Genomic DNA, 14,873 nt, shown 5'->3' on the forward strand with positions numbered 1-14,873 from the left:
GCGCAATAGGGGATCGTACCGACCCGGGCCCGCCCACCGCGAAATCAGTCCCCGCCGCAGGCCTCCTCGAAGAAGGCCGTGATCTCCGCGGTCTCCTGCAGCGACTTCATCAGCCGGTCCCGCTCGGCCTCGTCCACCTGCACCGGTTCGACCCCGGAGGCGTCCGTCAGCCGCCGGAAGCCGCCTCTGCTCTCCAGCCGCCCGTGCACCCGCACCGGCAGTCCGACGAGGTGCGCGTGACCGGCGATCCGGTACGACTCCTCGTCCAGCGTGAGTCGTACGTGCGGGATCTCGGCGCCGGCGATCACCCGCATCCGTACCGATCCCTCCCCGCGCGGCCCCGACCTGCGCATCCGGACCACCGCACCCGTGATCCGCACCGGCACGGAGGGCTCTGCGCGCAGATAGCGGGCCCCGGCCTCGCGCAGCACGGGCAGGTCGCCGGGCGAGAACTCGACGGCCTCGGCGGGTGCCGCGCACCCTTCGGGGACCCCCGCCGCCGGTGCCCACTCCACGCCGACGCGCGCGCCCTCGGTACCGCGCACCAGGGCGATGAGCGCCTCGGTGAACTCGCGGCTGACGCCCGCCTCGACGGCGCCGTCGAAGGCGTCCATGCCGCCGGTGGCCCGCTGGTAGTCGACGGCCTCGCGGGCGGCGTACAGGGCCTGGTGCAGGCGTACGGCGAGCGGGCGGCCGGTGCCGACGGGCACGAAGGCGGTCAGGCGGCGGCCGCCGGCCGCGGAGCCTACGAGGACGTGCTCCAGGGATGCGGCGGCGGTGCGCCGGTAGCGGGCACCGTAATAGCCCGCACGCGCACGCGTGGCGAGCGCTCCGGCTAGCAGCATCCGACGGGCGGCCGAGCGCAGCTGTTCCTCGACCGTCCAGGGGACGGCTCCGACCGGACCGGTAGGGACGTCGCGCCACCAGCGGATCTCGTCGCTGGGCACGGCGAGGGAGACCAGCACCTCGCGCGCGGAGGGCGTCCCGCTGCGGGACAGCGCGAGAAGGGCCTCGCCCAGCAGGTCCTCGCTGTCGGGGAAGGCCAGGCTCTCGGGGACGAGCAGGCTGGTCCCGCCTGCGCCCGGTCCCGGCGGGGTCCAGCGGCCGTAGCGTCCGGCCGCTCCCCCGCGCCGCTGCCAGCCGTGGCGGTGCAGCAGGGCGCTGAGCACGGCGGGGTCGACGTCGGCGGGGTCGGGGGAACGGTTCCAGACCACGTCGGCGGGGTGCGGTCGTACGGGTCGCAGTGGCTCTTCCAGCGGGCGGTGCGTCATGGTCTGCCTCCCGTCCCGACCCGCGTCATGATCTCGCAGAGCGCCCGGTCGTCGAAGATGCGCGAGGTCGGTATGCGCACGGTGGTCCGGGTCCGGCCGGTGATCGCGTGACCGGCGAGGTTGATCCAGTAGCAGCAGTGCCTGAGGTCGAGCCGGTCGTGGCCGGCGCGCAGCCAGTCGTCCTGGGATCTCGGCACCAGCATCACGACAAGGATCTTGTGGACCGAGACCGGGGTACGGGCGAGCTTGCGCAGGTGGTCGTTGTCGAGTGTGAACGAAAAGGTGCGGCCAGGGGGCTTCGGCGGGATCTGGTAGGTGCACTTGAGCTGCACCTTGATGGTGACCTCGTCGTCGACGGTGTGCGCGGGTGCGCTGTGGCTGACGTGCCAGTCGATGCCGTTGTCCGGAAAGGGCTGCGACAGCGAGCAGCCGGCGGCGGCCGCGTGCAAGTAGCCCACCTGCAGTGTCTCCATGCAGGCGGTGGTGGCGAGTGAGCCGCGCTGCGGGCTCGTGCGTTCGGGCAGCAGCCCGCCCCGCTCGGGCTGCGCTATCGCCATGACCAACAGCCTTCCAAGCCAAGTGAAATGCCCACACCTGGGCAGAGTGAATCCCGCGTCGGGCCGCTGAACTGCAAAGACCCGTACTCCTGTTGTGTCCTTCCGGCGTACGGCGCAAACAGCCCGGGTATCACCAAACGGGGCAGACGACGGGGCGTCAGCTGCCGCGGGTGAATGAGGGGTTGTGTTGGTATGGCTTGCTGGTACGAAGGGCCCCTGGCCGCTTTCGACACGGAAACCACGGGTGTCGACGTCGAGACCGACCGCATCGTGTCGGCCGCCGTCGTCGTCCAGGACGCCCCGGGCACCCGGCCGCGGGTGACCCGGTGGCTGGTGAACCCGGGCGTGCCGGTGCCCGCCGGGGCGACGGCGGTGCACGGACTGACGGAGGAGCATCTCCAGCTCAACGGCCGCTGGCCGGCGCCGGTGATGTACGAGATAGCCGAGGCGCTGGCCGAACAGGCCTCGGCGGGCCGGCCGCTGGTGGTGATGAACGCACCGTTCGATCTGACCATCCTGGACCGGGAGTTGCGCCGCCATCGCGCCTCGTCCCTGGACCGCTGGTTCGAGCCCTCCCCCCTGCTGGTGCTCGACCCGCGGGTCCTGGACAAACACCTGGACCGCTACCGCAAGGGCCGCCGCACCCTCACCGACCTGTGCGCGCACTACGGCGTCTCGCTGGAGGGCGCGCACGACGCGGGCGCCGACGCGCTGGCCGCGCTGGACGTCGTACGGGCGGTGGGGCGCCGGTTCGCGGCCCGGCTGGAGCGGCTGAGCCCCGCCGAACTGCACACCCTGCAGGCGGTGTGGCACGCGGCGCAGGCGCGGGGCCTGCAGGCGTGGTTCGCGCGCAGCGGCACGGAGGAGGCGGTGGACCCTGCGTGGCCGCTGCGTCCGGACCTGCCGGCGGCGGCCGCGTAAGGGCGACAAAAAAGCCGGTCCGTCTGGGACGGACCGGCCTTTCCCGGTGGGCGATACTGGGTTCGAACCAGTGACCTCTTCGGTGTGAACGAAGCGCTCTCCCACTGAGCTAATCGCCCGGGAACGCACTGAACAATACAGGTCCCCGCGCCGTTCCTTCAAACCGCTTCCAAGTGGCCGGCGAGACCGCGCCGCCCGGCCCGCATCATCAGCCAGTGGTTGGCGCGGAACACCGGCCGTCCGGGTACGGCGAACCGCCGCAGCAACGGCTTGTGCACCTCGACCACCTGCTCGTAGCGGGCCAGGCTGCCCGTGCCGTCCACGGTGATCGTCCAGCGCGCCCAGCCGTCGAGGTCGCCGGACATGGCGATCTCCAGGACACCGGCCGCCGGATCGCGCCGCGCCTCACGGGCGGTGATGGTCATGTCGTACGGCAGGAGGGAGCGGATCCTGATCACTCCGGTCGTGTCGTCGATCCGGTTCACCTCGCGCACCTGCCGCCACCAGCGCGGATAGTCCTCGGCCCGCTCCAGCGCCTCGAACACGGCGGCGGGCGGCGCGGGCAGGGCCCACAAGCTGCGGAAGTGGTACCGGGTCCAGTCCATGAGTGGAGTCTGCCCGTGCGCAGGCACGGTGAGGCGTATTTGAGTACGCCCTGAGTACGCACACTCATGCCGTACGACGTGACGCGGACCACACTCGCCGGTATGACCCACATCCCGCCCCCGGCCGAGGAGTTGCGGCTCCTCGACGCCGAACTGTGGCACCTGGACGCCCGCCGGGCCCAGTTGCTGACCCGCCGCGCCTGGCTGGTCGCGGCCCTGCACCAGGCGCGGCCCGCGCCTGTCGCGCCGCCCCGCCCCGAGGCTCCCGCCCCGCGCGTCCAGAACGTGCTGCTCCTGCTCGGCGGCGTCCTGCTCACCATCGCCGCGATGGTGTTCACACTGGTCAGCTGGGGTCATCTGGGCATCGCCGGGCGGGCCGTGGTGCTCGGCGCGGTCACGCTGGCCGCCCTCGCCGCGCCCGCGGTGCTGCTGAAGCGGGGGCTGCGCTCGACAGCGGAGTCGGTGGCGGGCCTCGGGCTCGCGCTGACGGTGCTCGACGCGTACGCGCTGCACGAGGTCGCCCTCGCGGACGCGGACGGCACGGGGTACGCAGCGGTCGCTTCGGCCGTGCTCGCGGTGCTGTGGGCCGCCTACGGCCTGCTCCCGACCACTTCCGACCTGCGTCTGCCCCTCCCCGCCGCCCTGGCTTTGGCCCAACTCCCGCTGCTGCTCTGGTCGCTGGCCGTCGACGCCGTTCCCTACGGGGTCACGGCCGCGCTCCTGGTGACGGCCGGGTTCGACACGGGTGTGGCGCTCCGGGTGACTGCCGGGTCCGTACGGATCGCCGCCACCGTCGGCGCGTACGGCGCGGGCGCCTGGGGCGTACTGGCCGCCGGCTGGCTGTCCTTGACGGCCACCGGCCCGAGCGCCGCCGCCCGTGCGGCGGCGCTCCTCCTCCTTGCTGCGGCGATCGCGCTGGGCGCGGCGTGGCGGAGCCAGGGCGAGAAGCGAGCCGTGGGTCTCGCCGTCACCGCCGGGCTGCTCACGGTCGCCGCGTTCGGCGGCGTGGCGCGCCCTGTGCTGCCGGAGGCGTGGACGGTTCCGGTCCATCTGGCGTGCGGGATCGCCCTGTTGGCGGCGCCGAGGGCCGGCCGGCTGCCGGACGCGGTACGGCACGGCTTCGCCTGGGCCTCGGGTGCCGTACAGGCGCTGGCCTTGCTGTGGGCGCTGCCCGTCGTCGGTCTGGCGGTGCTCGGGCCGGTCGGCTGGGCGGAGCGCGCGTGGACCGGCACACCGTCGGACGCCCGCGTGGCGGTGGCGCTCGACGCGCCGTGGCCGCAGCACGCGGAGACGGTTCCCGTCGTCCTGGCGGCCGTCGCGGCCGTACTCGTCCTGGCGGTCCGTGACGGGGTCTGGCGGCCTCGGGCGCTGTGCGGCGCGTGGGGACTGACGTGGGCGACGGTGTTCGTGCTCCCGGCGGTGCTCGAACTCTCCTATTCGACCGGCCTGTTGGTTCAGGGGACCTTGACGGCCGGAGCGCTCGCGGCGGCGGTATACGTACGCCGAGGCGAGGCCGTGCCGGGCGGAACACCGGCCCGTCCGTTCACTCCCACCCAGCTCACCGCCCTCGTCCTCGCCCTGATCACCTCCCTCAGCCTCACGTTCCTCTCCCTCGCCTCGCAGTCCGCGACGCTCACCGTGCTCTCCGCCTCGACCGTGCTGTTCGCCGCGGCCTCGTGGCACTCGCGCCTCACCCCGGCCACAGCCCCGGCCGCGCTCGCCCACGCCGCGGCACTCGCCTGCGCGACCGGCGCCGCCCTGGATTGGCAGCCGTCGCACACCGCGCTGCTCGTCCTGGCCGTTCCCGTGGCCGCGGCCCTGCCGGCCGCACGGCTGGGCGGCTCCCCGGCCACCGTGCCGGTCGAAGTGACGGGGGCCGTGGCCGGGCTGCTCGCCATAGGACTCGCTCTCACCGACCCGCCGCTGCTGGCCCTGGTGCTGGCCCTGTGCGGAGTGGTCGCCGCGGGCACGGCGATCCGCCCGGACCGCCGCCCCGTCGGCTACGCGGCCGCCGCCCTGTTCGTACTGGCCACCTGGGTACGCCTGGCGGCCTGGGACGTCGAGACGCCCGAGGCCTACACGCTCCCGGTCACCGTCCCTGCGCTGCTGGTCGGCGCCCTGCACCGGCGCCGCGACCCGCAGACGTCCTCCTGGACGGCGTACGGCCCCGGCCTCGCCGCCACCCTGGTGCCGAGCCTGGTCGCGGCCTGGGGCGACGCACACTGGTCGCGCCCCCTGCTGCTGGGCCTCGCGGCGCTGCTGGTCACCCTGCTGGGCGCCCGGCACCACATCCAGGCCCCGCTCCTGCTCGGCGGCTCGGTACTGACCCTGGACGCGCTCCACGAACTCGCGCCCTACCTCGTCCAGGTCACCGACGCGCTCCCCCGCTGGGTGCCTCCCGCCCTCGCCGGACTGTTGCTGCTCGCACTCGGGGCGACGTACGAGCAGCGGATCCGCGATGTCCGGCGGGTGCGGGAGGTCCTGGGGAAGATGAACTAGCTTTCGGCTAGGGCATCTTGTCGCCCAGCAGCGCCAGGTTCTCGATGGCGGCGAGGCCGTAGAGGGCGGTGTCGTTCGTGGACACCCAGGTGGCCTCGCTGCCCGGCACCAGTGTGGCCGGGCCGCTCAGCTCCTCCGTCTTCCAGGGCGCCGACTCCTTGTAGCCGTCGGAGTTGTAGAACTTGTCCCAGGCCCGCTTGGCGAGCGTCGCGTCCCCGGTCTGGACGGCGGCGTACGCGTCGAGGCGCGAGTGGCCCTGGAACAGCAGCAGGGTGCCGAAGTTGGAGCCGTAGCGCGCCGCCTGTTCGGCCTTGGTGGCGTTGAAGTAGCGGCAGTAGTCGAAGTAGGCCTCGTTGAACTTCGGCATGTCGACGAGGTCGATGAGCTCCGCGCACAGCTCGTTGAGGCCGAACACGGCGGACAGGTGCGAGACCCCGACCACGGGCGCCGAGGCGATCGCGAACTTGCCGGTGTCCAGGTCGTACAGGCCGGTCCCCTGCACGAACCCGTTGGGCTGGGCGGCGATCGTCTCCATCGTCGACAGCACGCGCGCCTTGGCCTTCTCCCACTTGGGACCCTTGCGCTCCCACTCCGTGAGCCAGGCGGACACCAGACCGCTCCAGTCCGTGCCGAAGCCGACCGACAGGGCGTGCCGGTCGGGCGTGTAGGGCTCGGTGCGGATCTTGCGGATCGGGTCGAGGACGAGGAACGTCTCGTCGGAGTCGACGTTGGCGTGCATGAGGTCGCCGACCCGCTCGTCGGCGGTGAGGAAGTAGTAGTAGCGCCGGTACGTCGTGTTGGCGATGCGCTGCTGCTTGGCACTGTCGGCGTAGTGCTGCACACCGTGCCGGGTGCCGAGGCCGGCCCACTTGCCCAGGTGGTAGACGTCGACCTCACCGGTGTGCCGGGTCATCGCCTCGGCGAACCGGAAGATGTCCGCACGCCCGGAGCGCAGGTACGCGAACCACAGCCAGAGGTCCGGCGACAGCTCGGAGTTGTCCCAGGCGTAGCCGCCGATGTCGTATCGCCACTGGTGCCGGACCGTGTCGTACGTGTGCATGATGTCGCCGTAGTCCCAGAAGCCGTACCAACGGCGCATCTCCACCTGGTCCTTGTAATAGGTGAAGAGGAAGTCGAGGTGGTCCTCGATCTTGGCCTTGGCGGGCGTGGAGCGGTCGGGCTCGGAGTAGAGGCCCGGGCCGAAGACGCCGGCCTTGATGAGCTGCTTGGGCGGGGCGGCCAGCTGCGGCAACACCCGTACGGCCTCGACCTGTTCGGCGAGTTTTTCGGCGCGCGGCGTCGACTCGTTGGCCCAGAAGAGGAGTTCGGAGGTGCGGGCGATGCCGTAGGGGGTGCCGAACTCGGGCTCGTAGTCCTCGTAGGTGATGTTCAGGCCCTCTAGCTGTTCGGCGAACGTGTCCTGGCCCATGCCGTCGTGGTAGAAGCGCAGGTCCATGGGTTGCGCCTCGGGCGACCAGAGCCAGAGGGTGACCTCGGCCTCGTCGGTCTGGGCGTCGCGGATGTCGAGCTGGGCCGGGTACTTCTCCCAGAAGTCCCGCAGGCCGAAGGAGAGTCCGCCGCTCACGCCGCCGACGTATCCGAACCCGGAGGCCCGCCTGCCGCCGCCGGCGCCGATCCAGCCGTGCCCCTTCTTGGTGCGCTTGCGCAGCGTGAAGCCGTCGGCCGAGAGCTGGGAGAGGGTGTAGTCGCCCCACTCGGGGATGTACTGGAGCCGCGTGGTGACGCGCTGGTCCCAGGTGGCCGGGTCGGGCAGCTTCTCGCCCGCGTACTGGGCCGCCTGTACGGCCGCGCCCGGGTCGCGCCGCAGTCCGGTGATGCCCTTGACGGCCTCGCGCAGCAGACCGGTGCCGTCGCCGCCGATGCGGATGTGACGGTCGTACGCCTGGTCGCGCATCGGCACGGTGAAGCGGACGCCGAGGCCGCGGATGAAGTCGCCGCTCGCCTTGCCGGGCTCCTGAGTGCCGTCGAAGGTGATGGTGTGCACCATGCGGAAGGAGTCGGCGCCCGCGTAGAAGTACAACCGAATGGAGAACGGCAGCCAACTCCGGCTGCCCTTGCGGTGCTTGCCGTCGATGCGGACGACCGCGCGGACCGGGCCGTCCTGTTCGACGGTGACGCCGGAGATGGCTCCGTCGAAGCGCTCGGTCTTGACCGCGCCCTGGTCCTCGTCCTCGATCTCGGGCTGGCGGATCAGCACGAGCCGGCCGTTCTTGGCGATCTCGGTCGAACCACGGGTGACCGACTTGATCAGCGTGGCGCCGGACTTGCCGATCTTCGCGGTGATCACGCCGGTCGAGATGTCGATGGTGCCGCCGCTCTTGTCGACGGTGACCAACTTGTCGGGGGCGGCGGCGTCGCCCGCGGTCAGGGTGAGCTTGCCGGAGCCCGAACTCACCGCGTGCGCGGTCCACTTGAGCGAGCCGTCGGGCCAGTACGCGAGCGGCCACGACTGCACGGGCACGGCCTTGCCGTCCGCGTCGGTCACCGCGAAGCTCTGGTCGTCCTGGTAGGTGCCCTTCGGCCAGGGGACGCCGAGGGTGGAGCCCGGGGCGGCGCCCAGGCCGCCGTCCTCCAGCCAGTCCAGGGTCACCGGATCGGCGTCGCCGTCGGCGGCTCTCGGCGCAGCCTGCGCGCCCTTGGCTCCTAGGGCCCAGCTGAACTGCGCGGCGGCTCCGGCTACGGCGGCTGCCTTGAGGATGGACCTGCGGGGGATGGGAGACATGAGAGACCAGCCTTTCCTTTCCGTGCGGGTGCAGGGGTGGTCAGGGGCATGACAGGGAGAGGGCGACGCCGGGGCGCCGACCTTGTGCGAGGGCACCGCCCGTCAGCGGTGCCGGTACCGCTCCTCCACGGCGACGGCCGCCGCCGCGACGGCGCCGAGGACGGGGACCGCCAGCGGCGCGATGAACCACGCGGAACCGGCGACGATCACCAGCCCGCAGATGAGCAGGAAGGACCCGGCGGGATCGAGCACGGTCCGCCGCCCGGCGTCCGCGAGCAGCACCCGCCAGGAGACGCCCGGCGTCCAGACCGCCGCCGCCCGCAGCAGAGCCACGGCGAGTCCGATCAGCGCGAAGATGCCGACGGCTCCGACGAACGGCCCCCCGGGTATCCCGGCCCGCGCGGCCAGGACGTCCACCCAGACCGCGGCGGCCGCCGCCCACCCGGCGAGCCCGACGGCCCACCCGCCGCGCACGGCCGTACGGAAGTCAGCGACGAACTCCCGCCAGCCACCGCCCTCGTGGGTCGTACGACGCCGCAGGTGCCGTGCGCCGGCAGCGAAGGCCGCGGGGTAGGTGACGACCCCGAGACAGGCCACGGCGATCCACACGCCGGTGAGCAGAGACTCGGCGAAGACCGCGAAGCGCTCGCCGAACACGGACTCCTTGCGCGGGGAGCGTGCCTTCACGGGTGCTTGCGCCATGGTGACCGCCTCAGCCCTTCAGTCCGGACGTCGCCATACCGTCGATGAGGTAGCGCTGGAAGGCCATGAAGAAGGCGATGACCGGCACCAGTGCCACCAGCGACATCGCGATCATGCTGCCGTAGTTGGCGATGCCCTCCTGGTCGCGGAACATCATCAGGCCGAGCGAAACGGTGTACTTGGAGGGGGTGTTGAGGTAGATCAACGGTCCCATGAAGTCGTTCCACGCGTTGATGAAGGTGAAGATGGCGCTGGTGATGAGGGCGGGGCGGCACAACGGCAGCACGATGGACCAGTAGGTCCGCAGGTGCCCGCAGCCGTCGAGCTTGGCGGCCTCGTCCAGCTCGCGCGGCAGCCCGCGCATGAACTGCACCATCAGGAAGACGAAGAACGCCTCCGTGGCCAGGAACTTGCCCGCCACGAGCGGCACCAGCGTGTCGACGAGTTCCAGCTTGCGGAACATCACGTACTGCGGGATCAGCAGCACGTGATACGGCAGCAGCAGCGTGCCGATCATCAGCGTGAACAGCAGGTTCCGCCCGGCGAACCGGATCTTCGCGAAGGCGTACGCGGTCAGGGAGCTGGAGATCACGACACCGACCACGGCGAGGACCGCGTACATCAGCGAGTTCACGAAGAAGCTGCTGATGGAGATGCCGGAGATACCGTCGGCGAGCCCGGAGAAGTTCGCCCAGACCGGCCTGGTGGGCAGCAGGTCGAGGCTGGCGATGATGTCCTTGCTCGGCTTGAACGAGGCGCCGAGCACCCAGATCACCGGATACAGCACGACCGCGAGGATGAGGAGCGCACCCACGTGCCAGGCGGTCGATCCGATGCGCCGCCGCTCGTTCGCGGTGCGCACGGCAGGGCTGGTGGCACTGGTCACTTGGCGGCCTCCTCGTAGTGCACCCACTTCTTCTGCGACCAGAACAGGACCGCCGTGACGAGCGCCACCGCGACCACCAGCGTCCAGGCCATCGCGGAGGCGAAGCCCATCTGGGCCTCCTTGAAGCCCTTCTGGTAGAGGTAGCAGGTGTAGACGAGCGTGGCGTCGGCAGGCCCGCACCGGGTATCGGAGACGACGTACGCGGAGCCGAACACCTGGAACGCGTGGATGGACTCCAGCAGCACGTTGAAGAACAGCACCGGGGAGATCATCGGCAGCGTGATGTTCCAGAACCGCCGGAAGGGACCGGCCCCGTCCACCTCGGCGGCCTCGTACAGCTCCCGCGGGACCTGCTTGAGTCCGGCCAGGAAGATGACCATCGGTGCACCGAACTGCCAGATGCTCAGGGCCACCAGGGCGTAGATGACGTAGTCCGGGTTGCCGATCCAACCGCCGACGTCGACTCCGAAGATCTTCTGCGTACGGTCCACGACGGCGTCGTCGGAGAAAAGCGCCCGCCACACGAAGCCCACGGAGACGCTGGCGCCGATGAGCGACGGCATGTAGAACGCGGCCCGGTACAGGCCCTCTCCGCGCCGCTTCTGCGCGAGCAGCAGCGCGACACCGAGCGCGAGCAGCAGCTTGAGCGGTGTGGCCACGACGACGTACTTCAGTGTGACCTCGACCGACTTCTGCCAGCGCGGGTCCTGGAACATCGTCGTGAAGTTGTCCAGCCCCACCCACTGGGGCGGCGTGAACAGGTTGTAACTGGTGAACGCGTAGTACAGCGACGCGATCATCGGCCCCGCCGTGAGGAGCAGGAACCCCGCGATCCACGGCGACATGAAGAGATAGCCGGCGAGGTTCTCGCGGCGCCGCCCGCGCCGCCCGGCGGCAGGAGCGGCGGACCGCTTCTTCGCCGGGCGCGCGGGCGCTTCCTTGACGAGCGTCATGGTGGTACGTCCCCTCAGCCCGCGAACGCGGCCTTGGCCTCGCCGAAGAACGCCTTCGCCGCATCGGCCGGCTTGGTCTTGCCCTGGGCGACCTCGCCCCCGATGCGCAGGAACGCCGCCTCGATGATGTCGGCACCCGACGGGTGCGGGGTGATCTTCCCGAGGACGCCCGCCGCGGAGACCTCGTCCTCGTACGCAGCGACACCCTTGTTGTTGGCGTCGGTCGGCTTGAAGGCGTCGTACTGCTCGGTGGTGGCGAGGATGCCTCGGTCGTAGCCCATGATCTTGCCGACCTCGGGGTCGTGGACCATGAAGTCGATGAACTGGGCGGCCTCCTTGGGGTGCTTGGTCCCGGAGAAGGCGCTGAGCATCAGCGAACCGAGGTACTGGCCGGTGTCCTTGCCGTCCGTGGTGGGGATCGGCGCGAGCCCGTAGTCCGACTCGCCCTCTCCCTCGTAGCGGATGGAGAAGTTGTCCCAGGTGAACTCGGACGCGGCGAGCCCCGCCGACAGACCGGACTTCGGCTTGACCTGCTCGATCTTCTTCGGGTCGGCGACGAGCCCGGACTTCACGCGCTTGTAGCCGTCCGCCCACCACTGCGTCACGTCGTCCTCGGTGAAGCCGAGATCGGAGTCGGTGAAGAAGGCCTTGCCGTTCTGCCGCAGGTACAGGTCGTAGAGGTACATGATGGCGAAGTAGCCGGTGTCACCGGCGATCTTCAGCTTGTCCTGGATCGTCTGGAGCGCGTCGAAGTACTCGTCCCAGGTCCAGCCGAACTTCGCCTCCACGCCCGCCTTCTCGAAGGCCTTGAGGTCGATGACCAGCGCCATGGTGTTGGCGCCGACGGGTATGCCGATCTGCTTGCCGTCGACCTGACCGTTCGCCAGAACGCCGTTGCGGAAGTTCTCCAGGCTCAGATTCCCGGCGTCCGCCTGCGTCTTGAGATCCAGCAGAACACCGCGCTTGTCGTACTTGCGCAGGAAACCGACCGCATTCTGGAAAACGTCCGGCGGATTCCCGCCGGAGGCCTGGGTCTGGAACTTCTCCCAGAATGCCTCGTAGTCGGTGAATTCGGGCTTTATCTTGATCTTCGGATACTTCTTCTCGAAGAGCGCGATCGTCTTCTTGATGGCGATGGTCCGTGGCTCGCCACCCCACCACGCGTAACGGAGCGTCACATTCCCGTCTCCGGAACCGCTGTCGCCACCACACCCCGTCGTCGCGGCCAGCCCGAGCGTGGCCGCCGAGGCCCCGGCCACCTTCAGGATCGTACGCCTCTCAACATTCCTGCTGGTTCCCATGGTTGGGCCCCCTCCCCGCAGCGTCATTGCCGCCTGCATGAATCGTTTCAAGTAAGCGCTTGCTGGCACAAGCTACGGAGGGCGTCGGAGTGCGTCAATGATTCGGACAGGAATTTCTTGTGACCCGACCTGACAGCCCGTCAGCGGAAGGACACCGAACCCCGCGAGGCGCCTGACGATGCCCCAGGTGAGAGGCGTGGGGTCGGCCGGCCGAACAGGAAGCAGACCTCCGCACCAGATCGGCGTGCGGCCGAAAAAGGTCTGGGCGGTGGGGACTTGGGGCTGCGGACGGTCACGTCACGAGGGGCGATCGCGCGACCGCCGTTCCCACTCGCCGAGGGCTCACGACGTCGGCCCGTCCGCAGTGTCTGCGGACGGGCCGACGTATCCGGGTGGTGGGCGATACTGGGTTCGAACCAGTGACCTCTTCGGTGTGAACGAAGCGCTCTCCCACTGAGCTAATCGCCCGGACGCAGAGAGAACATTACCCCATGTCAGGGGGTGCGTGTGACCGGCGCCGACCGGCCTGGACACACCTGTCTCGGCTCACTGATCCTTGATCTTCCAGGGCATCACGAGGCCGAACTTCCACAGGTAGATGCCGACGATGACGGCCACGATCACGAGGCCGATCGACGTCAGGATGATGTTGCGCCGCCGGACCCTTGGGTCGAGGGCGCGCTGAGCCGCCTCGGTGACCTTGCGCTTGGTCCAGCGGAGCACCAGCTGGGCCCAGACGAACTCGGTCGCCCAGATCGCCATGCCGCCGAAGATCACGACCCAGCCCGGTCCGGGCAGCGGCAGCATGACGATTCCGGCACCCACGACCGCGAGCCCGATGATGAAGACACCGACCTGCCAGCTCAGGTGCAGCATCCGGCGCGCCTTGACGAATTCGGGCGCCTTGGAGCCGAGCCCCTGCTCGCCCTGCACCCCGTCGGTCTGCGTCTTTTCCGCCGCCACGGCAACCTCGCCCGGCTCGTCACTCCCCGTATTCATACGCCCAAACCCTACCGGACGGAAACCGGTCACCGGAATGGCCGTACCGTACGAAGGCGCTATCGGCCGGAAGAGTTACGTAAAGGCACGCAAAACACTCAGAGGGGTTTACAACGGCACCGTAGGTGGCATGTCGATTTCGCCGACGTGCGAACCCCCGAGCGCACACTGAGCGAAAGGCCCTGGCGCTTATGAACACCACGGTCAGCTGCGAGCTGCACCTGCGCCTCGTTGTGTCGAGCGAGTCATCCCTGCCTGTCCCCGCAGGCCTGCGGTACGACACGGCCGACCCCTACGCCGTGCACGCCACCTTCCACACCGGAGCCGAGGAAACCGTCGAGTGGGTGTTCGCCCGCGACCTTCTCGCGGAGGGCCTCCACCGGCCCACCGGAACCGGCGACGTCCGTGTCTGGCCGTCGCGCAGTCACGGTCAGGGCGTCGTCTGCATCGCCCTGAGTTCTCCGGAGGGCGAGGCCCTGCTGGAGGCCCCGGCGCGGGCCCTGGAGTCCTTCCTGAAGCGCACTGATGCCGCCGTGCCGCCCGGCACGGAGCATCGGCACTTCGATCTCGATCAGGAGCTCTCGCACATCCTGGCGGAAAGCTAGGGGCGAGGCTGCACAGAGCCGCCCGGCGCCGTCCACTCGGGGAGACGGCTCGGGCTCAGACAACCGCATAGGGCATGCATCGGCGCCGTCCCCTCACGGGGGCGGCGCCGGTGTGCGTTGGCCCGCCGCCGACCTCCGGGTGCGCGCGACCCATTACCATCGGCCAGCATCGGCGGGCGTCCGCCCGACCCCCAGGCCAGGGAGCGAAACGTGCTGATCACCCACGACACCCGGTGCGCCCTCGACACCGTGGTGGATCTGGTGAACACCGCACCGGAGGACGACACGGCTCAGGACGCGCTGTCGGATGTCGCGGCCCTTGCGGATTTCGTACGAAACCACGAGATCAGCGATGTCGGAGTGCTCTCCGAGTTCGACCTCTCGGCGGTGCGCAAGATCCGCGGACGGTTCGCCGCGGTCTTCGCCGCTCCGGACGCCCGGGCCGCCGCCTCGCTGATCAACGAGCTGGTCGCCGCCGCCGGCACCACACCGCGGCTCACGGACCACGACGGCTACGACTGGCACGTGCACTACTTCGCGCCCGGCGCTTCCGTCGCCGATCACCTGGCCGCCGACTGCGGGATGGCGCTGGCGTTCTTCGTGGTGGCCGGCGAGCAGGAGCGACTGCGTCGCTGCGAGGCGCCCGACTGCCTGCGTGCCTTCGTGGACCTCTCCCGCAACCGCTCGCGGCGCTACTGCGACAGCCGGACCTGCGGCAACCGACTGCATGTGGCCGCCTACCGGGCGCGGCGCAAGGAGGCGGCGGGCTGAGGCCCGGACGAAACGGCTCGGACGGGATCGCCCGGACGAGACGGCCCGGGCGACATCCGG

Annotated in this window: 13 protein-coding genes and 2 tRNA genes; 4 read left to right on the forward strand and 11 right to left on the reverse strand. The window is 70.3% G+C overall.

All coding sequences use genetic code 11. The features are described from left to right. Positions 1 to 44 precede the first annotated feature (44 nt). On the reverse strand, positions 45 to 1,271 hold the full coding sequence (locus ADK57_RS07915; RefSeq protein ID WP_053748642.1) for a hypothetical protein: 1,227 nt from the start codon (positions 1,269 to 1,271) through the stop codon (positions 45 to 47). Beyond that, positions 1,268 to 1,828, reverse strand: coding sequence for a DUF4365 domain-containing protein (locus ADK57_RS07920; RefSeq protein WP_053748643.1), 561 nt, complete (start codon positions 1,826 to 1,828; stop codon positions 1,268 to 1,270). The genes ADK57_RS07915 and ADK57_RS07920 overlap by 4 nt, the downstream gene beginning before the upstream one ends. A 192-nt stretch (positions 1,829 to 2,020) precedes the next feature. On the opposite strand from ADK57_RS07920, the gene ADK57_RS07925 reads away from it, so the two are divergent. Then, a complete protein-coding gene (locus ADK57_RS07925; RefSeq protein ID WP_053748644.1) occupies positions 2,021 to 2,749 on the forward strand; it encodes a 3'-5' exonuclease in 729 nt (242 codons plus the stop codon). A gap of 47 nt (positions 2,750 to 2,796) precedes the next feature. Here the strand turns inward: ADK57_RS07925 and ADK57_RS07930 are convergent. Beyond that, a tRNA-Val gene (locus tag ADK57_RS07930) sits at positions 2,797 to 2,868 on the reverse strand. Between the two features lie 39 nt (positions 2,869 to 2,907). Continuing rightward, positions 2,908 to 3,354 (reverse strand): SRPBCC family protein, encoded by a 447-nt coding sequence (locus ADK57_RS07935; protein ID WP_053748645.1) that lies wholly within the window; start codon positions 3,352 to 3,354, stop codon positions 2,908 to 2,910. A 102-nt stretch (positions 3,355 to 3,456) separates the two neighbouring features. Here ADK57_RS07935 and ADK57_RS07940 point away from each other — a divergent pair, with 102 nt between their 5' ends. Then, complete coding sequence (locus ADK57_RS07940) at positions 3,457 to 5,853, forward strand: SCO7613 C-terminal domain-containing membrane protein (RefSeq protein ID WP_078973013.1); 2,397 nt, start codon at positions 3,457 to 3,459, stop codon at positions 5,851 to 5,853. A 7-nt stretch (positions 5,854 to 5,860) separates the two neighbouring features. Here ADK57_RS07940 and ADK57_RS07945 read toward each other — a convergent pair whose 3' ends face one another. From ADK57_RS07945 to ADK57_RS07975, 7 genes are all read right to left on the reverse strand, one after another. Further along, the gene (locus ADK57_RS07945) at positions 5,861 to 8,596 is read right to left on the reverse strand and encodes a hypothetical protein (RefSeq protein WP_053748647.1); all 2,736 of its coding nucleotides are present in this window, start codon (positions 8,594 to 8,596) and stop codon (positions 5,861 to 5,863) included. Between the two features lie 102 nt (positions 8,597 to 8,698). After that, positions 8,699 to 9,298: a hypothetical protein gene (locus tag ADK57_RS07950; protein ID WP_053748648.1), complete on the reverse strand. Its 600-nt coding sequence runs from the start codon at positions 9,296 to 9,298 to the stop codon at positions 8,699 to 8,701. A 10-nt stretch (positions 9,299 to 9,308) separates the two neighbouring features. Next, positions 9,309 to 10,184 (reverse strand): carbohydrate ABC transporter permease, encoded by an 876-nt coding sequence (locus ADK57_RS07955; protein ID WP_053748649.1) that lies wholly within the window; start codon positions 10,182 to 10,184, stop codon positions 9,309 to 9,311. After that, positions 10,181 to 11,137: a carbohydrate ABC transporter permease gene (locus ADK57_RS07960; protein WP_053748650.1), complete on the reverse strand. Its 957-nt coding sequence runs from the start codon at positions 11,135 to 11,137 to the stop codon at positions 10,181 to 10,183. The genes ADK57_RS07955 and ADK57_RS07960 overlap by 4 nt, the downstream gene beginning before the upstream one ends. A 14-nt stretch (positions 11,138 to 11,151) precedes the next feature. After that, entirely contained in the window at positions 11,152 to 12,438 is a 1,287-nt protein-coding gene (locus ADK57_RS07965; RefSeq protein ID WP_053748651.1) for an ABC transporter substrate-binding protein, read from the reverse strand. A 393-nt stretch (positions 12,439 to 12,831) separates the two neighbouring features. Beyond that, a tRNA-Val gene (locus tag ADK57_RS07970) sits at positions 12,832 to 12,906 on the reverse strand. A gap of 78 nt (positions 12,907 to 12,984) precedes the next feature. Continuing rightward, a complete protein-coding gene (locus ADK57_RS07975) occupies positions 12,985 to 13,437 on the reverse strand; it encodes a TIGR02611 family protein (RefSeq protein WP_053748652.1) in 453 nt (150 codons plus the stop codon). Between the two features lie 191 nt (positions 13,438 to 13,628). Here ADK57_RS07975 and ADK57_RS07980 point away from each other — a divergent pair, with 191 nt between their 5' ends. Further along, positions 13,629 to 14,042 carry an SsgA family sporulation/cell division regulator gene (locus ADK57_RS07980; protein WP_004002642.1) on the forward strand — a complete coding sequence of 138 codons (414 nt, stop codon included), beginning with the start codon at positions 13,629 to 13,631 and terminating at the stop codon, positions 14,040 to 14,042. A 210-nt stretch (positions 14,043 to 14,252) separates the two neighbouring features. Next, on the forward strand, positions 14,253 to 14,813 hold the full coding sequence (locus ADK57_RS07985) for a CGNR zinc finger domain-containing protein (RefSeq protein WP_053748653.1): 561 nt from the start codon (positions 14,253 to 14,255) through the stop codon (positions 14,811 to 14,813). Positions 14,814 to 14,873: the final 60 nt, after the last annotated feature.

The sequence above is a fragment of the Streptomyces sp. MMG1533 genome, from assembly GCF_001279775.1.
Taxonomy (GTDB): Bacteria; Actinomycetota; Actinomycetes; order Streptomycetales; family Streptomycetaceae; genus Streptomyces.